The following is a 21,756-nucleotide window of genomic DNA, read 5'->3' as shown; positions in this document are numbered from 1 at the left end:
TTTATGCACCATGATCCACTGCGTTTTCTTCCTTAAAATGTTTCCTCATCTCCCTTAAGATTTTCTTTTCCAGACGACTTACCTGCACCTGGGAGACACCCAGATTTCTTGCCACCTCCGCCTGTGTCTGATCCTGCAAATAACGCATCTTGATAAGCTTCCGATCTGCCTCCGGCAGCTCTTCCAGAAGCTGCAAAAGCACCAGATGGTCCAGCACACTCTCTGTTTCCTGATGCCCGCTCCCCAGTCGGTCCAACAGACATACCTCACTCCCGTCACTCTGGGGAATGGTTTTATAGATGGATTCCACCTCCACACCAAAATCTGCCGCCCGGACAACCTCCTCCGGTGTCAGCCCGGTCAGTTCCGCCAGTTCCCCCACCGTAGGATCCTTCCCTTTTTTCTGTAAATACTGATCTTCCGCTCTTTTGACTTTCCAGCTGTTCTCCTTCAATGTGCGGCTCACCTTCACCATGCCGTCATCCCGAAGAAACCGCTTGATTTCCCCGGCAATCATCGGCACCGCATAGGTGGAAAATTTTACCTGAAACGAGGGATCAAACTTATCAATTGCCTTGATTAATCCCATTGCTCCGATCTGAAATAAATCCTCCGTATCCGTTCCCCGTCCGGTAAAGCGGCGGACAATACTCCAGACCAGTCCCATGTTCTCCTGCACCAGACGATCTCTGGCCTCTTTATCCCCATGGTGTGACCGTTCAATCAGAGCCATCGTTTCTTCCATCGCAACTACCTGCTCATGATCTGCTTCTTCATATAGACAGTTGTTCCCATGCCCGGTGACGATTCTACCTTCACCTCGTCCATAAATGCTTCCATGAACATAAAGCCCATGCCGGAACGCTCCAGATCCGGACGGCTGGTATAGAGTGGTTCCATAGCTCTGGAAATATCTGCAATGCCGACGCCCTCATCAATCACCCAGACTTCCAGCTGCTGGTTCTCCATACGGACCCGCAGCACAATGGTATGTATCCCTTCTGGGTAACCATGGATAATTGCATTGGTCACCGCTTCCGATACCGCAGTTCGGATATCCGCCACTTCCTCCAGCGTGGGATTTAACTGGGATGCAAAAGCTGCCACCGTTACCCGCGCAAATTCTTCATTTTCCGAGATGCTGTCAAATGCCAGCGTCATTTCATTCTTCATCATTTCTCCTCCTTCTCCAGCGGAATATAATTTCGGATACAGGACAGTTCCAGTACCCGGTCAATCCTGCTGTTCATATGACTTAACACAATGCGGCCATTCAGCGCCTTCAGCATCTGATAACGTCCAAAAATCATTCCGATTCCCGCACTGTCCATAAATTCCGTCCCCGAAAAATCAAATTCCACCTCGTCTACCGGTTCCTTCCGAATCACAGCATCCACTTTTCTCCGGATTTCTTCTGTATGATGATGATCCACCTCCTCCGGCAGGTGCACAATTAACCGGATTCCTTTTCGTTCCAGCAGTTCCATACAGCAGTCTGCTCCTTTCTTTTTTGTGTTCGTTCCTGGTTTTGGGTAAAGAAAAAGGACGCCATAATGACTTTCATTATAGCGTCCCTCTCCTCAGGGTATTTATCTTCTACAGCCCGGTCATCAGACCTGCTGCATCTGTTGCTTTTTTCGTGTTGGGGAACTCATCGACGACCTTCTGATAATAGGTCTTCGCATTCTCTGTATCCCCGGATTTATGATAGGATCTTGCCAGGAAATACAGGGCGTCTCCCTGAGTATTATCCAGTTCATAGCATTTTCCAAGATCTTCAATGGCAGTTGCATAATCACCCTTCTGATATGCGTCATATCCAGTCTTATAAAGATCTTTGACTGCGGTTACTCCTACTTCACTGAATACAGAACTGTACAGGGTCTTCGCATCATCAGAAAGGGTATCCTGATTGATGGCTTCCAGCTGCTGCAGGGCTGCTGCCGAATCACCGGAAGAATAGGAGGCATAAGCTTTTAACAGTTCTTCATAACTGCTTACTTTGTCAGCTGCTTCGCTGGCTGCCTTCGCTGCTTCTTCATTCTGTTTTTTAAGAGAATCATTTTCTGCCTGCAGGCTGTCCAGCGTTGCGGATTTGGCATCCACCTGATCACTGTACTCTGCCACTGCCTTATTCAGCTCCCCGCTCTTCTTGCTCTGGAGCGCCGGCATGATGAGAAGTCCCATGACTGCTACACCAATCACCACACCGATAACTACATTAAGCACTGCATGGAATCCGGAATTATCTTTTACGCCTACCGGCTGGATAATGGTCTCATTTCCTCTGGTATAGGCAATGGCGTCTTTGTTGGCATCTTCTTCCTGGGGCTTTTCTTCCACCGTCTGCTGATCCAGTGCCTGCATGTAACGCAGTGCTTTTGTATTGGTACAGTCCACAGCCAGTACCTTTTTCAGTTCTGCCTTCGCACGGCTCAAATTTTCCGTCTTCATATAGAGAAGTGCCAGCAGCAGATGTCCGTCCAACAGCTTTCCATTGACGGAAAGTACTTTCTTCAGCTGAATGATGGCCAGATCATAACTCTCCTGCTGACAGTATACTAACGCCTGATTATATTTACGCAGGCTGGTATTGATACTGTCCAGCTGTGCCGGATTATTCTGAACTGCCTCAATATACTTGTCCGCCATATTTTTCGTGCTCTGGAAACTGCGGCTGATAATCCACTGAGTCAGTGCATCCACTACCATACCCATCTCAAAGTAGACAAGTCCCAGAAGGTTTCTTGCATTGGTATTCTTTTTATTGATCTTCAGACTTTCCCGTAAGGCCAGCACTGCTCCCGACAGGTCGCGTACCTTTGCTTTCTCCAGTCCTTCATTGTAGTATGCGTTGGAAAGCTTCAGCATTCTGCTGTAAAGCTTCACATCTGCGCCACACTGGCTGCAGTACTCGGAATCTTTAAGGTCCGCTCCACAGTTAAAACATTTCATATATTCACCTTTTCTATCGACGATCCTTAATTTCCTTCAACATCTCATCTATCAGATCTGTCACATCTGCCAGATTGTTGCTATACACATTTTCCTCTACCTGATCAATCTCCAGGCTCGGATGAAATTTCTTTAATTCTTCTTCAAAGTCAAGCATTTTTTCGACTCCTTAATATCTCTTTCAGACTTCCCACCAGATACAGGGAACCTACACAGAACAGGATTCCGTCTCCTTTGCGGGCATATGCTTCGTCAAATGCCTCTTCCACGGAAGAAATCTCCGTGACGGGCTGCTTTGTATATTTCCGGAAAATACTGCCAAGCTTCTCTGCCGGAACCATGCGGTAAGCACCTACCTCTGTGACAATGACCTCTGTAAAAGCAATCTCCTCACAGATGGTCCTGATCATGCCATCGTAGTCTTTGTCACTGACGCAGGAAAACAACAGCGTCACTTTGGTATCTTTTCCAAGCTGTCTGGCTGTCTTCACAAATTCCTCAATTCCGGAATCATTGTGCGCGCCGTCCAGAATCACGCCCGGAAGCACCGGCTCCATACGCCCTTCCCAGCGCATATTCTTCATACCGCTGTGAATATCCGTTTCTGTCAGTCCCACATCCATCACCAGTGCCGCTGTCACAGCCTCCATTGCGTTCATCACCTGGTACTCTGCAACAGTGTCGATGGACACGTTCATAGGTTCATAATACCCAGTATCCATTGAAAAATCAATCGTTTTCTGGGTGTTCATCAAAATTTTATACATGTTCGGACGGATGGCATAAGCCTTCGCATGCATCTCGGAAGCCTTCTTAAGAATGGCTTCTTCCACATCCTTCCTGGTTCCGTCATAGACGACCGGGCAGCCTTCTTTGATAATGCCTGCCTTTTCCCCTGCAATCTTTGCATAGGTATCTCCAAGATATTCCGTATGTTCCAGACTGATGGAGGTAATCACGTTGACCAGCGGTTTTTCAATCACATTGGTGGCATCGAAGCGTCCACCAAGACCGGTCTCTAACACTACATATTCCATATGGGCTTTATCAAAAATGTAGATACCCATAAGAAATAATAATTCAAAAAAGGTGGGATGAGCAAACTCCTCCGGCTTTTCTTTTAAAAGCTGACGAACCAGATCCATCACTCCTTCAAAAGCTTCCAGGAACAGTTCGTCGGATACATCCTCCTCATTGATCTTGAACCGCTCATTGATCTTTACCAGATGCGGAGAGGTGAACAGTCCCACCTCTTTTCCCGCAGCTTTTAAGATAGAAGACAGATATGCACATACGGACCCTTTTCCATTGGAACCTGCCACATGAATCAACTTCATCTTACGCTCCGGATGACCCATGGCGTCCAGAACCATCCGTGTGTTTTCCAATGTATTTTTCTTTGTAAATTTAGGTGTATCGTTAATATAGCTCTCTGCTTCTTCGTATGTCATGTTATTCTCCCAGCTGAGCCAGACGTTCTTTGACCTGACTCATCATCTGTGTATATTTCTCCAGTTTTGCGCGCTCTTCCTGAATCTTTGCTTCCGGTGCACGGCTGACAAATTTCTCATTGTTCAGCATGCCATTGACACGGTTAAGCTCGCCTTCCAGACGTTTTTCCTCTTTGTGGAGACGCTCTTTTTCTTTCTCGATATCTACCAGCTCCTGCAGAGGCATGTAAATAGCTGCCTCCGGAAGCAGTGCAGATACCGCATCATCTGCGATACCGGTTTTGTCTGCCTGTACGATGACTTCGCTTGCAAATCCAAGTGCTGCAAAGAAGACTTTGCCATGCTCAAAGATCTCACGAATCTTGGCATTCTCGGATACCACATAAACGGTTGCTTTCTTGCTGTTCGGTACGTTCATGCTGGTACGAACCGTACGGATACCGCGTACTGCTTCCTTGATCGTCTCAATCGCATTTTCTTCTGCTTCAAAGTTCCATTCTTCTTTGTACTCCGGCCAGGAGGAAATCATAATGGACTCCTCATCGGACAGGTTGCAGAAGATCTCCTCCGTGATGAAGGGCATGTAAGGATGCAGCATCTTCAGTGCATTGATCAGTACATTTTTCAGGGTCCACAGAGCAGCACCCTTGGTCTCATCCTCGTCATTCCATAAACGCGGTTTTACCATCTCGATGTACCAGTCGCAGAATTCTTCCCAGATAAAGTCGTAGATCTTCTGTACAGCGATACCCAGATCAAAGTTATCCATATTGGCAGTGATCTCTTTTGCCAGACTGTTGACTTTGGACAGGATCCATTTATCAGCCGCTGTGAGCGTGTTCAGATCGATCTCATCCGGAATCTCAGCTTTCTCCATATTCATCATAATGAAACGGGAAGCATTCCATACTTTGTTTGCAAAGTTTCTGCTGGCCTCTACACGCTCCATGTAGAAACGCATATCGTTACCCGGTGCATTACCGGTTACCAGGGTCAGACGCAGTGCGTCAGCGCCGTATTTATCAATAATCTCCAGCGGGTCAATACCATTTCCAAGAGATTTACTCATCTTACGTCCCAGAGAGTCTCTGACCAGTCCATGGATCAGTACATGGTGGAACGGGCATTTTCCAGTCTGCTCATAACCGGAGAATACCATACGGATTACCCAGAAGAAAATGATGTCATATCCGGTTACCAGTACGTCGGTCGGATAGAAATAATCAAGCTCCTCGGTATTCTTCGGCCAGCCTAAGGTTGAGAACGGCCACAGTGCGGAGGAGAACCAGGTATCCAGAGTATCCGGGTCCTGGGTCAGATGGGTGCATCCACATTTCGGGCATACCGTCGGTGCTGTCTTGGAAACAACAGTCTCGCCGCACTCATCACAGTAATATGCCGGGATTCTATGTCCCCACCAGAGCTGACGGGAAATACACCAGTCACGGATGTTCTCCAGCCAGTGCAGATACGTCTTGTCAAAACGCTCCGGAACGAAGGTCAGGTCACCGTTCTTGATCGCTTCGATAGCCGGTTTTGCCATCTCTTCCATCTTTACGAACCACTGCTGCTTGATCATCGGCTCTACCGTCGTACCACAGCGGTCATGAGTACCTACATTGTGTACATGCTCTTCTACTTTTACAAGCAGTCCCTGTGCTTCCAGATCCGCTACCATTGCTTTTCTTGCCTCGTAACGGTCCATACCATCATATTTGCTGCCCGGGCAGTTAATGGTCGCATCATCGTTCATGATGTTGATCTCTGGCAGATTGTGACGTCTTCCTACCTCAAAGTCATTCGGGTCATGGGCAGGCGTAATCTTTACGCATCCGGTTCCAAACTCTTTATCTACGTACGGATCCGCAACTACCGGAATCTCGCGGTCTGTGAGCGGCAGTTTCAGCATCTTGCCAACCAGATTCGTATATCTTTCATCATCCGGATTCACAGCCACAGCGGTATCGCCAAGTAAAGTCTCCGGACGGGTGGTTGCGATCTCTACATAACCGCTTCCATCTGCGATCGGATAATTAATGTGCCAGAAATGGCCAGCCTGTTCCTCATGCTCTACCTCTGCATCAGAGATGGAAGTCTGGCATACCGGACACCAGTTGATGATTCTGGATCCTTTGTAAATATATCCTTTTTCATAGAGGCGGGTGAATACTTCGAGAACTGCCTCGGAGCATCCTTCATCCATGGTGAAACGCTCTCTGTCCCAGTCACAGGAAGAACCGATCTTCTTTAACTGGTCTACGATGGTGCGGCCATACTCTTCACGCCACTCCCAGGTTCTCTTTAAGAAGCCTTCTCTTCCCAGGTCGTTCTTGTCGATTCCTTCCTCTTTCAGTTTGTTGATCACCTTTACCTCTGTGGAAATACTTGCATGGTCCGTTCCCGGAATCCACAGTGCGTTGTATCCCTGCATTCTCTTGTAACGGATCAGGATATCCTGAAGGGTATTGTCAAGAGCATGTCCCATGTGCAGCTTACCGGTAATGTTTGGCGGCGGCATAACAATGGTGAAGGGTTTTTTGCTTCTGTCTACATCCGGATGGAAGTATTTTCTTCCCATCCATTTGGCATAGGTACGATCCTCGATTTCAGATGGATCATAAGTCTTTGCTAATTCTTTCATATCAGTATCTCCTTAAAAATAAAACAATATTTTACTTATCTATCACAAGCTGGATATCCAGCTCATTGTCTGTATAGCTGCTGTCTAACAGCAGTTCGGAACCATCTATACGGGTTCCATTTACCATCCAGTAATATGGATGACCTCCATCATCAGAAACTGCAAGGGTGAGCGGATAGTTATGGTAATAAATGCCTTCATATTCCGTTTCCCCGGAGAGACGGATCTGGCTGAATGCCACCGACAAACCATCCGGAACCTGAAGCTTTAATGTATAGGGATCTGCGGCTCCCAGATTATTCTGCAGTCCTGCATGGACCACTAAACAGCTCTCCGCTGCAGATTCCTTCATATCCTCCACGGCTGCCTGCTGCCGCGCCCGTTCAGCATCTGTATAATAGATCTCCATCGAATGGGTGATCTTCTGGTCTTCCTCATCAATGATCTGCAGCACATGATCCGCTGCAAAAGTGGTACTGGTCAGATCACAGATCATATTTACAAACTGGGTCCGATATTTATCCGATTTCATCAGAAGAGCCAGAGTGTCTGTCATATCCTCCACCGGCTCCTGCATGAGATAGTCAAACACATTGGCAATCTCACTGTTACTGGTATCTCCATAGACCCCATCCAAGTCATAAAGGAAAAACCGAACTTTGCCGTCTGCATAAGCACTGTTGGTTCCCGTATCACATTTCCAGGAAAGAAAATTGTGAAATGGCCAGTCAATATTATTCATAATGCAGTTTACAGCATAATGCCGCAGCATATCCGTCATGTCCACCGATGCTTCCAGGCTTTCCTGACGCTCCGGATCATTAAGGTCCATATGAAGCTTTCCATAATATTCGCCGAACCTGGAACTATTCACCTCATTTGGCTCATATTTTATAATGTCATTTTTCCTGGAACCAATAGCCGCAGACACATTATACTGGGTGTATTTTTCCTGCAGCTGGATAATGCCATAATATTCGCCATTGACAAACAGGACTCCCGGCCTTGCTCCGGCACAGATAATTCCGGCTTCTTTTCCAAGACGGCTGACCACATTCCATTTGATCATGGTTCCTTCATGATCGGAACCTCCGTTTCGCAGCACCAACCGGTTATAAGACTGTCCTGTCCGGTTGCCTGCCATATCGGTCTCAAAAAAATCATAATTGAATCTTGGATGATCCATATCGTACTGTTCCGACGCGATGAGCTTGATGCTCTTCTGGTTGAATCCTCTGGAACCGTGACCTGATACAGCAATGCCGGTTCCCTGGGCAATCATGGGTGTTCCATCCTGCTCATAGAATTCAATGTATGCCGGGCGCTCCCAGCTTCCATTCTCGTCATTGACCTCGTTCCAGTTAGCAAAAATACCAGTCTTCTCATCATAGAGATTTGCCTGATCTGTGGTCAGGGACACCACCATGGTGTCGAACAGTTCCGATACGCCCTGTCCTACAAAATAGGTTTTTGTATAAACAGAGCTCTCCACGCCTCCCCGCACTACCATAGCCTTCACCACAGTCGTTTCCATAGGAAGTCCGGCTTCCACCCGAATGGGCGCTGTATAAATATCCGACTCGGTCGTCGGTGTATTCCCGTTCAATGTATAATAAATGGTTCCTCCCCGGATGCCTGCACTTAAGGTCAGGTCAAAGGCTTCTTCCTGAAATGCTTCTTCTCTGGAAAAATGTACTTCCGGATTCCGCACATCCAGCAAAATCATGCCGCCGGTCAGAAGGGTCAGCAGCAAGATGATCACCACTGCCGACGCATATTTTTTTATCAAAAACTCATTCCTCCATATTGTTGGATCACTCCTGCGAGATTCTGTTTACAACAAAAAACCCTCTGCACAGTCTGTCCGTGCAAAGGGCGAATCATCGCGGTACCACCTTTGTTCATATGTGCTTTTTGCACATACCTCTTGACTCCTTAACGCGGAGAATTCGGGACTGCCTATCTCTTCCTTTCAGCACTCCGGCTCCGAAGCTACCTTCCATATGTCCATTCCGAAATCACCTCTCAGCCTACGGGTAATTCTCTCTGACGGCGGATCATCTGTACTCCTCTTCTTCACTGCCTTTTTCGATACTTTTCTAGTTTAGATGCAAAGAAAAACTTTGTCAAGGGGAGGCGGCTGGAATTAAGGAAATTTAAAGAAAATCTCCGATAGCAGACCGGATCCCGGCTTCTGTTCCATTCAAAGATCCCTGCACCATCTCCGGCTTGCCGCCGCCTTTTCCTGCGAAACGGGTATTCAGTTCTTTTGCCAGTTCCCGCACATCCCTGGTTTTGCTTCCAAGAATATAACGATAGCCTTTTTCATCCGTTCCCACAAAAGCCGCGCAGATACCTTCAAACCGCTCCACTGCACCGTTTACAAAATTGCGGACTGCTACATTATCGAGGTCTTCTTCAAAAAGAAGTGCGAATGTATCTTCCTTGGAAATGCTGTCCAGTTTCTGTTCCAGATAAATGGCCTGCATCCGGTTCAGTTGGAAACGGGTAGCCTCCTGCTGTTCCTTCAGACGAAGCACTGCCTCGCCGATCTTCTCCGGCTTTGCGGAAAGTGCCACGGATACCGCTGTCACTTGTATCTGCTTTTCCTGATAATCTTTCAGGGCACGGATACCAGCCAACATGGTCACCCGGCAGCCACCCCGGTGACGGTCACAGGCAATGAACTTAATTATACCGATCTCACCGGTATGCGTTACATGGGGTGCACAGCAGGCACAGATATCCACACCCGGAATTTCTACCAGGCGCACCTGCCCCTCGATCTCAATCTTGCTTCTGTAATCCAGTGTCTTCAGTTCTTCCTTGGAAGGATAGGAAATCTGTACCGGCAGATCGGCGAACACCGCCTCATTCGCCAGCCGCTCCACTTCCTGAAGCTGTTCTTCACTGAGTTCTCCATTAAAATCCAGTGTCGTATTTTCACTTCCCAGATGGAATCCCACATTATCATACCCATGCAGGCGATGGACAATACCCGATACGATATGCTCACCGGAATGCTCCTGCATTCTGGAAAAACGCTCCGCAAAATCCAGCTTTCCGGTCACCGTCGTTCCTACTTCCACGGGTGTCTTTGTATAGTGAAGAATGACACCGCCTTTTTCGTGAGTATCGTATACTTCCACGTCATCTATCCAGCCCCGGTCACCAAACTGTCCGCCCCCCTCCGGGAAAAAGGCTGTCTGATCCAGTACCACCGCATAGCCATCTTTCTTTCCTTTGGCCGTCATCCGCTCTTCACAGGACAGTACCGTTGCCTTGAATTCCTTCCTGTGGCTGTCCTCGTAATATAATTTCTTCGTCTCCTCCCCGCCGGAGGTCATCTGTTTTTCTATCATCCTATTTCAGGCTTCCTTTCCATGTAAAAGTGTATCCAGTGTCGGCTGTAATCCGAACTCTTTCTCGATGGCATCCACCTCTGCCCGTGCCTGTTTCTTCGCAGACGCCGGAATCATGGAACGCACCGCACGAATCAGAAGATTCTTCGGCGTATGGGACAGATCCACGAATTCCAGCAGCTGGGTCCGGTAACCGCTCTCTGTCAGAAGATTGCCGCGGATGGCATCCGTCATCAGTGCTGCCGTCCGCTCCTTTACAATTCCATAGCGTGTCAGAATAGACAGATTGTCACTCTTCATCTGTTTATTTAATTCATGCTGGCAGCACGGCACGGAAAAAATAAGCTTTGCTTTCCAGCGGATGGCATGATACAGGGCATAGTCTGTCGCCGTATCACAGGCATGAAGAGAAATGACCATGTCAATCTGTTCCTCTGTCTCATATCCTCCAATGTCTCCTACCTGGAAATGAAGCTTGTCATATCCGTATTTCTCTGCTGCCTTGTTACAGTGGGCGATCACATCGGCTTTTAGGTCCAGACCGGTAATCTCCACGTCCCGCTTCTTCAATTCCACCAGATAATAATAAAGAATAAAGGTCAGATAGGATTTTCCGCATCCAAAGTCAATGATACGGATGGTCTGATCCTTGGGAAGTGCGTCGATCTCATCATCTATCAGTTCTACAAACCGGTTAATCTGACGGTATTTGTCATACATGGAACGGACCACTTTTCCTTCAGCGGTAAAAATCCCCATATCCACCAGCGGCGGGATGACGGTTCCTTCTTCCAGCAGATAATTTTTCTTCCGGTTGTTCTCCATCTTCGCCTTCGGTGCCTCTGTCTGGGCCGTCCGTTTCTTCATACCGGTTACTTTTCCCTTTTTGGAAATCCGCACTGTATGCTCAAAGATTCCATCCCAGGCACCGCACTGCCGGAATGCGCTGCTCATATTTTCCATCAGGTAATCCTGTACCTTTCCTTCCGGAAGATTTTCATGAAATACCTGTTTCTCTGTATACTGCTCCGCCTGCCAGCCCTTTTTCTGCCGGTTCAGGACAATTTTCCGATAGGTTCCCTCTCCTGTCGGATTGCTTAGTATGATTTTATATAACTCACTGCTCCAGATCGTCTGAATGATTTTCTGAAGTTCTGATTTCTCTGCCTGCATTGTGTGGCTCCTTCTTTTTTTCCTCTGATATCATATACAGTAGTCCTGCCCTTGTACATGACTCCAGTCCACCAGATCCTGAAGTGTTACCTTATCCACCACACCACGGATGGCATTATCCAGCTGTTTCCACAGGATAAATGTCACACAGCTTTCCTGCCGCGGACAGTTCTCTGCTCCTTCATCCAGACAGTCCACCGGACTTAAGCTTCCTTCTGTCAGTCTGAGAATCATGCCCACTGTATACTCTTCCGGCTTTCTGGTCAGGAAATAACCTCCCTGAGGACCACGAACACTCCGTACAAATCCAGCCTTGTTCAGAATGGACATAATCTGCTCCATATATTTCTCTGAAATCTCCTGTCGCTCGGCAATCTCTTTTACCCGCACCGGTTTTCCGGAATCAGCAAGTGCCATATCCAGCATCATCCGAAGTGCATATCTTCCTCTTGTCGATATTCTCACGTCTGTCTACTCCTTATATTTCCTTATTTAATACTTTGATACTTCTTCTTAAAATCCCCTGCATTTCTGCAATGGCAATTCCGTAATTGGTAAATGGTACACCCTGATCCTGGGCGCATTTCATCCGGTAACGAACTTCCCGCTCATTGAGCATGCAGCCGCCGCAGTGAATGACCATTGCATAGGGGGACAAATCCTCCGGAAATTCCGTACCGGAACAGGTCACAATCTCCACCTCCCTGCCTGTGTAATTCCGTAACCACCGCGGAATCTTCACACTGCCAATATCGTCGCACTGCCGGTGATGGGTACAGCCTTCTGCAATGAGAACCCTGTCTCCATCCTGCAGCTTTGCCACCGCTTCCACACCATGAACCGCTTCTTCCAGAAATCCTTTATAACGGGCCATCAAAATGGAAAAAGAGGTCAGTAAAATATGCTCCGGTACTTTGGCATCCACTTCTTTAAACACCTGGCTGTCCGTAATCACCAGGGCAGGCGGCTCTTTCAAAGCCTGCAGCGTTTCTGTGAGCTCTGTGTTACGGACACAAAGAGCCGATGCACCAGCTTCCAGAACATCCCGGATCACCTGCTGCTGGGGCAGGATAAGCCGTCCTTTCGGCGCTGCCGTATCAATGGGAATGACCAGCACAACTACATCTCCCGGTTTTAAAAGATCACGCACCAGCACTTTCTGTTCGGCGGAAGCCTGCCCCAGACGGGCAATTTTCTCTTTCAGCTCCCAGATCTGAAACTGTTCCTGTGCGCTTACGTAGATTTCCTGTTCCCCTGCCTCCGGAATCTCTTTCAGCAGATCGCTCTTATTCCAGGCAATAAGATAAGGAATCCCTTTTGCCCGGAACAGCTCCAACAGTTCCTGATCGCAGGTCTTCAGACCTTCCTGTACATCTGCCACCAGCACAGCTACATCCGTCTTATTCAGAATCTGCCGGGTCTTACGGACTCTTAATTCCCCAAGAGTTCCTTCGTCGTCAAATCCCGGTGTATCGATAATGAGAACCGGCCCCATGGGAAGGAGTTCCATTGCCTTCCGAACTGGATCTGTGGTTGTTCCTCTGGTATCCGATACGACAGCCAGATCCTGGCCGGTCACGGCATTAACCAGACTGGATTTGCCTGCATTTCTTCTTCCGAAAAATCCAATATGCACCCGCTCTCCCGACGGTGTATCATTCATCCCCATAAATATCCTCCCTTTTCATCGGATCAATTAGAAATCCTACTTCTATTATAGGATTTTTCCCGGCATATTACAATTAGAAGTTTTTTTCCAAAGACTATTGTGCTTTTTTTTCAGATATTGTATCTTTAAAAAGAATGCCGGTATCATCGCATCCGGCAGAAGAAGTCCTAATACTCTTAAGAGAAAGGAATTACTATGGAAAATACGAATTCAATCATGGATATCTTCGGAACAAATGTATTCAACGACAAGGCTATGAGACAGTATCTTCCCAAAAGTGTCTATCACGAACTGAAAAAGACCATCGAAGGAAGAAAAGAACTGGACCCGGCTATTGCTGACGTAGTGGCAGCTGCCATCAAGAAATGGGCCATTGAAAAAGGCGCAACTCATTACACCCATTGGTTTCAGCCTCTGACCGGTTTTACGGCTGAGAAGCATGACTCCTTCATTACCCCGCCCAACGAAGACGGCTCTGTCCTTATGGAATTCTCCGGAAAAGACCTGATCAAAGGTGAACCGGATGCCTCTTCCTTCCCCTCCGGTGGACTGCGGGCAACCTTTGAAGCACGAGGATATACTACATGGGACTGCACTTCCCCTGCTTTTATCCGCGAAGATGCTGCAGGTGCCATTCTCTGTATTCCCACCGCATTCTGCTCTTTCACCGGTGAAGCACTGGACCAGAAGACTCCCCTTCTGCGTTCCATGGAGGCTGTTCAGGAGCAGTCTTTACGTCTCCTTCGGCTTTTTGGAAACACTACATCCCGCAAGGTAGTACCCTCCATTGGCGCCGAGCAGGAGTATTTCCTGATTGACCGTAATAAATATTTACAGAGAAAAGACCTGATCTATACCGGTCGTACCCTGTTCGGCGCCATGCCGCCGAAGGGCCAGGAGCTTGACGATCATTACTTCGGAACCCTCCGCCAGAGAGTCGGCGGTTATATGAGACAGGTCAACGAAGAGCTCTGGAAAATGGGCGTCCCGGCCAAGACCCAGCATAACGAGGTGGCTCCTGCTCAGCATGAGCTTGCTCCGATCTATGCCGAGGCTAATGTCGCTGCAGACCATAACCAGATTATGATGCAGACTTTAAAGAGAGTCGCTGCACAGCAGGGTTTGGTATGCCTGCTCCACGAGAAACCCTTTGCCGGTGTCAATGGCTCCGGTAAACATAACAACTGGTCCCTGACTACCGATGACGGCATCAATCTTCTGGATCCGGGCAAACGCCCCCACGAGAACCGCCAGTTCCTGCTGATTCTCGCCTGCATCCTGAAGGCGGTTGATATTCATGCCGATCTTCTCCGGGAATCTGCTGCCAATGTAGGAAATGACCATCGTCTGGGCGCACATGAGGCTCCGCCTGCGATTATTTCCGTATTCCTTGGTGAGCAGCTGGATGACGTCCTCGATCAGCTTCTGAGCACTGGAAATGCCACCCACAGCCTGAAAGGCCATAAGCTTCATACTGGTGTAAAGACCCTGCCGGATTTCACGAAGGATGCTACCGACAGAAACCGTACTTCACCTTTTGCATTTACCAATAATAAATTTGAGTTCCGTATGGTCGGATCCAGAGATTCCGTAGCTCACTCCACCGTTGTTATCAACACCATCGTGGCAGAAGCTTTTGCAGACGCCTGCGATATTCTGGAAAAAGCAGAGAACTTTGATGTCGCCCTTCATGACCTGACCATTCAGTACATTTCTGAACACCGGAAGATCATCTTCGGTGGAAACGGTTATGCGGAAGAATGGGTAGAAGAAGCTAAACGCCGCGGCCTGCCAAACCTGAAATCCATGGTAGACGCTATCCCGGCTCTGGTAACCGATAAATCTGTCCAGATGTTTGAACGGTTCCATGTATTTAATGAAGCTGAGCTTCATTCCCGTGCTGAGATCAAATATGAGGCATACAGCAAAGCAGTTAATATCGAAGCCCTGACCATGATTGATATGGCAGTAAAACAGATTCTTCCGGCTGTCATCGAGTACACCGGCACCCTGTCCGGCATCATCCAGTCCTTAAAAGCAGTGGATATTACTCCAACCGTGCAGACTGAGCTGCTCAGAGATATCATGTCTCTGCTCAATGAAGCGAATGCCGCTGTCCGGGTACTCCGCAAGGTAACTGCAGAGGCTTCCGGTATTCAGGATAATGAAGAGCGTGCTCACTACTATCATGATCATGTCATGACTGCCATGGATGACCTCCGCCGTCCTATTGACAAGCTGGAAATGCTGGTTGATAAAGAAGTATGGCCAATGCCTTCTTACGGTGATTTGATATTTGAAGTATAATTGCCTGGCTGCGCAGATAGACTATAAATGAAAAGAAGTCCCGGAAACCTAAGGTTTCCAGGACTTTTCTTTTTCTAAACAATACCATAAAGCTTACATATGACTGTTCATGATTAATTTCTGATTAGAATACACCCTGTGCAAGCATAGCATTTGCAACTTTCTCAAAACCAGCAATGTTAGCGCCTGCTACATAGTTGCCTTCCATTCCATAGCGTTTTGCTGCATCATCAATGTTATGATAGATGTTGATCATGATCTTCTCAAGTTTTGCATCTACTTCTTCGAAGGTCCAGCTCATACGCTCGCTATTCTGGGACATCTCCAGTGCGGAAGTAGCAACACCACCTGCGTTGGAAGCTTTACCGCAGATAAACAGTACACCGTTATCCTGCAGATACTGAGTAGCCTCCATGGTTGTCGGCATGTTCGCACCCTCACATACAGCAGTACAGCCGTTCGCTACTAACTGTTTTGCATCTTCCAGATGAAGCTCATTCTGAGTTGCACACGGAAGAGCGATATCGCATTTGATCTGCCATACACCACGGCCCTCATGATACTGAGCACTCGGTCTTGCAGCTGCGTACTCGGTCAGACGTGCACGTCTTACTTCTTTGACCTCTTTCAGAAGTGCTACATCAATGCCTTCCGGATCATAAACCCATCCGGTAGAATCAGATGCAGTAACAACCTTTGCCCCCATCTGCTGTGCTTTCTCAATAGCATAGATTGCTACGTTTCCGGAACCGGATACACAACAGATCTTGTCCTTCATCTCCATGCCATGGCATTTCAGCAGCTCGCGGGTGATATACAGAAGTCCGTATCCGGTTGCTTCGGTACGTGCCAAGGATCCACCGAAGGTCAGTCCTTTTCCGGTCAGAACGCCCTCATAGCGTCCAGTCAGTCTCTTGTACTGTCCATACATATAGCCGATCTCTCTTCCGCCGGTTCCGATATCTCCAGCCGGTACGTCTACATCTGCACCAATATATTTGTAGAGCTCCGTGATGAAACTCTGGCAGAATGCCATAATCTCTCTGTCAGATTTGCCCTTCGGATCAAAATCAGATCCGCCCTTGCCGCCGCCGATCGGCAGTCCGGTCAGGGAGTTCTTGAAAGTCTGCTCAAATCCCAGGAATTTGATGATACCGATATTTACGGAAGGATGAAGACGAATACCTCCCTTGTACGGTCCAATGGCATTATTGAACTGTACACGATAACCAGTGTTCACCTGAACCTGACCCTTATCGTCTACCCACGGTACGCGGAATTTGATCTGACGATCCGGCTCAGTCAGTCTTTCCAGCAATGCTTCTTTTTTGTACTTCTCCTCATTGGCCTCGATAACAGGTCTTAAGGTCTCCAGTACTTCATCCACTGCCTGAAGAAATTCGGGTTCTGATGCATTTTTCTCTTTGACTCTTACGAGTACTTCATCAACGTAACTCATGTTTAATCACCTCAGTTTAATATTATATAATCCCAACGGTATGATTTTATTACGAATTACGTCTAATTGCAATATTTTTCATGTATAAAATTAATTTTATTCACTTCCAATACCAGCAAAATTTGGAAATTCGGTCGATTTCTGCCAGTTCTTCCTCGGAAAAACTGCCTCCGCATCGGTTGTAGACCATCATTTCATAACGTTCTTTTGACGGTGTGTACATCTTTTATCCCCTTTTATACGCGTCCTGTAAATACCACCACTGATCTTGGCTTCATGATAAAATCATGCTGGATAAATGGTGCCTCTTCCTCTGACCAGGTATATTTTCCTTCTCCATTTCCCCAAGTATTCACATTCATATACCAGGCAACTCTTCCATATACCTTCGGTAAAGTAATCCGTACATCCTCCCAGTAGGTATTGACTGCGATATAGACCAGATCATCTTTTCCCTTGTCCAGATCATAGCCTGCAAAGCTGACGCAGAAAGTCATGGCGTCTCTTGCAATATCTGTCCGCTCCGCGTCTGTATCATGGGTGTGGATAGGATCCATGCCGCAGACTGCATCCGGTAATTTTTCCCGGATTACCCGGTGTTCCTGACGGAATGCAATCATATATTTGAAAAATTCAAACAGTCCCCGATTTTTCTCAAGATCGTTCCAGTTCAGCCAGGAGATCTCATTGTCCTGACAGTAACCGTTATTATTTCCATACTGGGTGTTTCCAAATTCGTCCCCCGCCAGGAACATGGGGGTTCCACGGCTGCACATGAGCACTGCACAGGCATTTCGAATCATACGAAACCGGAGTTTCAGCACTTCCGGATCGCTGGTCTCCCCTTCTGCTCCGCAGTTCCAGCTGCGGTTGTCACTGTGACCATCCAGATTGTTCCAGCCGTTGGCCTCATTATGCTTGTTATTATAAGCATACAGATCATACAATGTAAAACCGTCATGGCAGGTAAAGAAATTGACGCAGGAATTATACCCTGCATAATTACCGGTATAGTCATCCCCATATCCGCCGTACATGTCACCGGAACCGCTGATACTCCATGCCGCACTCCAGGATTCCCATCGCTCTCCTTTGAGGTAAGCCCGCAGCACATCCCGGTAACGGCCATTCCATTCAGCCCATCTGCGGCTGGCCGGGAAACTTCCCACCTGATACATGCCGCCTGCGTCCCATGCCTCGGCGATCAGTTTGACCCTGCTCAGGATCGGGTCCGATGCCAGATTTCTGAGCAGCGGCGGGTTGTCAAGGGGGGAACCATCTTCATTTCTTCCCAGAATACTTGCCAGATCAAACCGGAATCCATCCACGCGGTAAGTAACCGTCCAATATCGGAGACATTCCAGAATCATCTGCTGGACGATGGGATGATTACAGTTCAGCGTGTTTCCGCAGCCGCTGAAATTATAATAATTGCCATCAGGCGTCAGCATATAGTAAATATTATTGTCAAACCCTTTGAAACAGAAGGATGGTCCCTGCTCATTTCCTTCCGCCGTATGGTTAAATACCACATCCAGAATCACTTCAATGCCATTATCATGAAGTGCACGGATCAGTTTTTTCAGTTCCAGTCCTTCCTTATTATATTCCTCGGATGCTGCATAGGCCGCATTGGGCGCAAAAAAACCTACTGTATTATAACCCCAATACTCCAGAAGCTTTGTTCCGTTTACTTCCCTGGCATTGATTGCCTCGTCAAAGGCAAAGATCGGCATCAGTTCTACTGCATTGATACCCAGTTCTTTCAAATACGGAATCTTTTCCTGCAGCCCGGAGAAAGTTCCACGATGCTTCACACCAGAGGAAGGATCTTCTGTAAAGCCACGAACATGAAGCTCATAGATCACCAGATCGCTCATATTTCTGGTAGACTGCGGCATCTCACCCCAGTCAAAGGTATCCTTTACCACTCTGGCCCGGTAGTTACCTTCCAGCTTCTCTCCCCAGGCATGTTTTCCGACGACTGCTCTTGCATAAGGATCCAGCAAAATCTTTTTCCGGTCAAATAAAAGACCTTCCCGCGGATTGCTGGGACCGTCCACCCGGTAGGCATATTCAAATTCCTCAATATTCAGGCCAAAGACAATCATGGAATAGACATCACCAATCTTATAGGATGCCGGAAACGGAAGCACTGCGTAAGGTTCTTCTTCTCCTTTATGGAACAGCAGCAGTTCACAGGATGTCCCATGATGGGTATGCACGGTAAAATTCACCCCCACCGGGAGGAGTGTTGCTCCAAAATCTTCAAAATAACCGGGTCTTACCGGATATCCGGCAATTTCCCCCATAGGGCGTGCGGATATAGGAAAACTCGGTGTATAAGTTCCTGTATAATTCTTCAAATCTACGGTTTCCTTTCTCTCTATTCTGCCTTTTCGGTGCGGAAAAAGACACCTTCCTGATAGATCCACAGTTCTCCGGTGTCAGTTACAAAAAAGGTATCACCAAAAAACTCCTGATCTTCACTGCTTATCACTTCTCCGAAGGAAATATTCTCCACTCCATCTTCCCAGTCAGAGAGATCTGCTTTATAGTCTTCTTTTATAGAGTCTGGTGTATAGACATCCTGCATGGTCTCATAACCTTCGATTTCCAGCTGTTCCTCATTGATCTGTACCGTATTAGCTTCATAGGTTACGGTATTGCCGACCTTCCCTGAAATCTCCTCTTCCGACAGCGCACTGACTTCCGCTGCCTTCGTCTCCGTTACCACCCTGGTTCCATACCAGGATGCTTTCTCTGATGCCTCTTCTTCTGTATCTTCTGAAGCACTGTCCTGTACTTCTTGTGCTGTGTCTAATGCTGTACTGCCACATCCGCTCAGTCCTAATATTACACATCCAGCCAGTGCCATCCATACTTTTTTTCTCATCTTGCTGTCCTCCCTGCACTCGTAACGCTATTATACTACATTTGCAGAAAGAACGCCAAAAAACTTAAGAAGTTTCTCCGTTTTCCATTAAAATGCCGTCCGCCAGACGGTCAATTAACTCCTGCTGATAGTCTTTACTGCCCAGATTCTGACGTTCACTGGAATTGGAAAGATAACCGATCTCCACCAGCACCGCTGTCATGGAGGTATTCCGAAGAACACTGAAATCAGCCGTTCTGGTTCCCCGACAGGAAATCATAGAAGATTCCTCCACTGCTGTCACAACGTTTTCTGCCAGCTTCTGTGCCTCGTCGCTTCCTTCCCTGTAATAACACTCCAGGCCCTGTACACTGCTGTCATCCTCACAGTAGTTGCAGTGAATGCTCACGAAAAGATCTGCCTCTTTTTCATTTGCCATGGCGGCCCGCTCTTCCAGAGGAATCTTCGTATCATCTGTCCGTGTGAGGAGAACCGAAGCACCTCTCTTTTTCAGCTCCTTCGCTAATTTTTCTGCCACTTGCAGATTCAGATCCTTTTCAAGTACATTTCCGGCACTGGTACCCTGATCTTTTCCTCCATGTCCTGCATCAATCATAATCCGCGGCTTTCCTTTTGGAAAAGTCTCCGGCTGCTCAATGACGCTGGCCCCGGCAAACGTCTGCTCTTCTCCGTCTGTCGTCAGCCGATTCCACAGAAAAGTACCGCCCCAGATCAGTCCAAATAAGAAGAGGAGAACCACCGTGAGCATTCCGCATCGGATCATAAATATCCTGATCATTTTCTTACGCCGTCTCCGGCTCATTCGTCGCTTGCTCACAGCAGTTCTCCTCCGTTCGTCACATCTTATGGGCTTATTCTACCGCAAAAATGTATCGGAAGTGTATGAAGTTTTCTAAAGATTTTCTTAATCTAAACGATCCAGCAAGTCCGCAATGAGACAGCCGATCGTCTCATAATGAATAAAATCCGTTACGCAGCGGTCCACCAGAATCTGTGCCTGAGCTGGGAAATCTTCCTCTGCTTCCCAGAAAATCAGGCGAAGGTGCACCTGCGGAAATGCTTCGAATTCATAGCCCACATCCCCAATGTCCAGCTTCGTGCCGTCTGCCTGTTCGCAGGCCGTTCGGAGTTCTTCCAGTTTTCCGGAATATTTCCGGGCAAAAGGATCCAGAAGCGGATCGGCCGTAGGCCTTCGGGATACCACCCCATCTACCGTCTGGCTTGGCACCCAGCTTCCGGAAATCACCGGTATATCTTTTGTATAATACAGAAAGTGATAGATTGCCATCGCTTCGTTAAAATACAGCTGATCACTCCATGTTTCATCTGATTTCCTTTCCAGAACTCCATTTTTCAGGCAAAGCCGATAGAGGCTGGAAAAGTATTGTAAATACAGATACTCCTCATCTGTTTCCAGATGAAGAGTATTCTTAATCCGGGCAGGGTCATACTGACTGAACTCCTGCCTCCACTGTTCACTTACTTTTTCATGATTTTCAAAAAGCACGCCCCGGCTCTGGGCCGCATGATAATTTACACTCATGATGTTCTCCCATTTTCCTTTTTACCAACGTTCCCGAAATGCAGTTTCCTCCTCCTGAAGGGGGATTTTTTTCTCATCCATTTCCTCAATCTGTATAAAACGCTGTGCCTGCAGATAAAGAATCAGATCATTGATCTTATTCGGATCTCCCTGCACTTCCATCTCCACACTTCCATCATAGCAGTTTCTCACCCAGCCTGTGAGACCGAGATTTTCCGCCTTATATGTGGAGTGATACCGAAATCCAACCCCTTGGACTCTTCCACGAAAAATAATGTGTTTTCTGACGATCATGCTTTC

The 21,756-nt window shown here is 47.6% G+C and carries 20 protein-coding genes and 1 other annotated feature; of the genes, 1 reads left to right on the top strand and 19 read right to left on the bottom strand.

All coding sequences use genetic code 11. The features are described from left to right. Position 1: 1 nt before the first annotated feature. From ACZMB2_RS07565 to hydF, 12 genes are all read right to left on the bottom strand, one after another. The gene (locus ACZMB2_RS07565) at positions 2 to 745 is read right to left on the bottom strand and encodes a SigF/SigG family RNA polymerase sporulation sigma factor (protein WP_487596237.1); all 744 of its coding nucleotides are present in this window, start codon (positions 743 to 745) and stop codon (positions 2 to 4) included. Between the two features lie 5 nt (positions 746 to 750). Next, entirely contained in the window at positions 751 to 1,173 is a 423-nt protein-coding gene (spoIIAB, locus tag ACZMB2_RS07560) for an anti-sigma F factor (protein ID WP_487596273.1), read from the bottom strand. After that, on the bottom strand, positions 1,173 to 1,487 hold the full coding sequence (locus ACZMB2_RS07555) for an anti-sigma factor antagonist (RefSeq protein ID WP_487596236.1): 315 nt from the start codon (positions 1,485 to 1,487) through the stop codon (positions 1,173 to 1,175). The genes spoIIAB and ACZMB2_RS07555 overlap by 1 nt, the downstream gene beginning before the upstream one ends. 109 nt (positions 1,488 to 1,596) lie before the next feature. After that, complete coding sequence (locus tag ACZMB2_RS07550) at positions 1,597 to 2,955, bottom strand: tetratricopeptide repeat protein (RefSeq protein WP_487596235.1); 1,359 nt, start codon at positions 2,953 to 2,955, stop codon at positions 1,597 to 1,599. Between the two features lie 13 nt (positions 2,956 to 2,968). Then, the gene (locus ACZMB2_RS07545; RefSeq protein WP_308459406.1) at positions 2,969 to 3,112 is read right to left on the bottom strand and encodes a hypothetical protein; all 144 of its coding nucleotides are present in this window, start codon (positions 3,110 to 3,112) and stop codon (positions 2,969 to 2,971) included. After that, complete coding sequence (locus ACZMB2_RS07540) at positions 3,105 to 4,406, bottom strand: bifunctional folylpolyglutamate synthase/dihydrofolate synthase (RefSeq protein WP_487596234.1); 1,302 nt, start codon at positions 4,404 to 4,406, stop codon at positions 3,105 to 3,107. The genes ACZMB2_RS07545 and ACZMB2_RS07540 overlap by 8 nt, the downstream gene beginning before the upstream one ends. A 1-nt stretch (position 4,407) precedes the next feature. Next, positions 4,408 to 7,047: a valine--tRNA ligase gene (locus ACZMB2_RS07535; protein WP_487596233.1), complete on the bottom strand. Its 2,640-nt coding sequence runs from the start codon at positions 7,045 to 7,047 to the stop codon at positions 4,408 to 4,410. A gap of 31 nt (positions 7,048 to 7,078) precedes the next feature. Beyond that, complete coding sequence (locus ACZMB2_RS07530) at positions 7,079 to 8,836, bottom strand: CotH kinase family protein (RefSeq protein WP_487596232.1); 1,758 nt, start codon at positions 8,834 to 8,836, stop codon at positions 7,079 to 7,081. A gap of 79 nt (positions 8,837 to 8,915) precedes the next feature. Continuing rightward, positions 8,916 to 9,136 (bottom strand) — a binding site (T-box leader). 67 nt (positions 9,137 to 9,203) lie between these two features. After that, positions 9,204 to 10,409 (bottom strand): alanyl-tRNA editing protein, encoded by a 1,206-nt coding sequence (locus ACZMB2_RS07525; RefSeq protein ID WP_487596231.1) that lies wholly within the window; start codon positions 10,407 to 10,409, stop codon positions 9,204 to 9,206. A gap of 6 nt (positions 10,410 to 10,415) precedes the next feature. After that, a complete protein-coding gene (locus tag ACZMB2_RS07520) occupies positions 10,416 to 11,582 on the bottom strand; it encodes a class I SAM-dependent methyltransferase (protein WP_487596230.1) in 1,167 nt (388 codons plus the stop codon). A gap of 30 nt (positions 11,583 to 11,612) precedes the next feature. Continuing rightward, positions 11,613 to 12,047 carry an RrF2 family transcriptional regulator gene (locus ACZMB2_RS07515; protein WP_487596229.1) on the bottom strand — a complete coding sequence of 145 codons (435 nt, stop codon included), beginning with the start codon at positions 12,045 to 12,047 and terminating at the stop codon, positions 11,613 to 11,615. 13 nt (positions 12,048 to 12,060) lie between these two features. Next, positions 12,061 to 13,251, bottom strand: a complete 1,191-nt coding sequence (gene hydF / locus ACZMB2_RS07510) for a [FeFe] hydrogenase H-cluster maturation GTPase HydF (protein ID WP_487596228.1) — start codon at positions 13,249 to 13,251, stop codon at positions 12,061 to 12,063. Between the two features lie 195 nt (positions 13,252 to 13,446). Here hydF and ACZMB2_RS07505 point away from each other — a divergent pair, with 195 nt between their 5' ends. After that, on the top strand, positions 13,447 to 15,558 hold the full coding sequence (locus ACZMB2_RS07505; RefSeq protein WP_487596227.1) for a glutamine synthetase III family protein: 2,112 nt from the start codon (positions 13,447 to 13,449) through the stop codon (positions 15,556 to 15,558). Between the two features lie 124 nt (positions 15,559 to 15,682). Here the strand turns inward: ACZMB2_RS07505 and gdhA are convergent, their stop codons facing one another. From gdhA to ACZMB2_RS07470, 7 genes are all read right to left on the bottom strand, one after another. After that, positions 15,683 to 17,017: an NADP-specific glutamate dehydrogenase gene (gene gdhA, locus ACZMB2_RS07500; RefSeq protein ID WP_487596226.1), complete on the bottom strand. Its 1,335-nt coding sequence runs from the start codon at positions 17,015 to 17,017 to the stop codon at positions 15,683 to 15,685. A 100-nt stretch (positions 17,018 to 17,117) separates the two neighbouring features. Beyond that, a complete protein-coding gene (locus ACZMB2_RS07495; RefSeq protein WP_487596225.1) occupies positions 17,118 to 17,240 on the bottom strand; it encodes a hypothetical protein in 123 nt (40 codons plus the stop codon). A 13-nt stretch (positions 17,241 to 17,253) separates the two neighbouring features. Further along, entirely contained in the window at positions 17,254 to 19,329 is a 2,076-nt protein-coding gene (locus tag ACZMB2_RS07490) for a glycogen debranching protein (RefSeq protein WP_487596272.1), read from the bottom strand. A 74-nt stretch (positions 19,330 to 19,403) separates the two neighbouring features. Then, positions 19,404 to 19,913, bottom strand: a complete 510-nt coding sequence (locus ACZMB2_RS07485) for a hypothetical protein (protein ID WP_487596224.1) — start codon at positions 19,911 to 19,913, stop codon at positions 19,404 to 19,406. A 64-nt stretch (positions 19,914 to 19,977) separates the two neighbouring features. Next, positions 19,978 to 20,730, bottom strand: a complete 753-nt coding sequence (locus ACZMB2_RS07480) for an N-acetylmuramoyl-L-alanine amidase family protein (RefSeq protein WP_487596223.1) — start codon at positions 20,728 to 20,730, stop codon at positions 19,978 to 19,980. A gap of 87 nt (positions 20,731 to 20,817) precedes the next feature. Further along, entirely contained in the window at positions 20,818 to 21,456 is a 639-nt protein-coding gene (locus ACZMB2_RS07475; protein WP_487596222.1) for a DUF3786 domain-containing protein, read from the bottom strand. Between the two features lie 21 nt (positions 21,457 to 21,477). After that, the gene (locus ACZMB2_RS07470; RefSeq protein WP_118770733.1) at positions 21,478 to 21,750 is read right to left on the bottom strand and encodes an acylphosphatase; all 273 of its coding nucleotides are present in this window, start codon (positions 21,748 to 21,750) and stop codon (positions 21,478 to 21,480) included. Positions 21,751 to 21,756: the final 6 nt, after the last annotated feature.

It is taken from the genome of Hominiventricola sp. (assembly GCF_057604405.1).
Note: the sequence above shows the minus strand (reverse complement) of the source record. Positions and strands in the feature narration are given on the sequence as shown.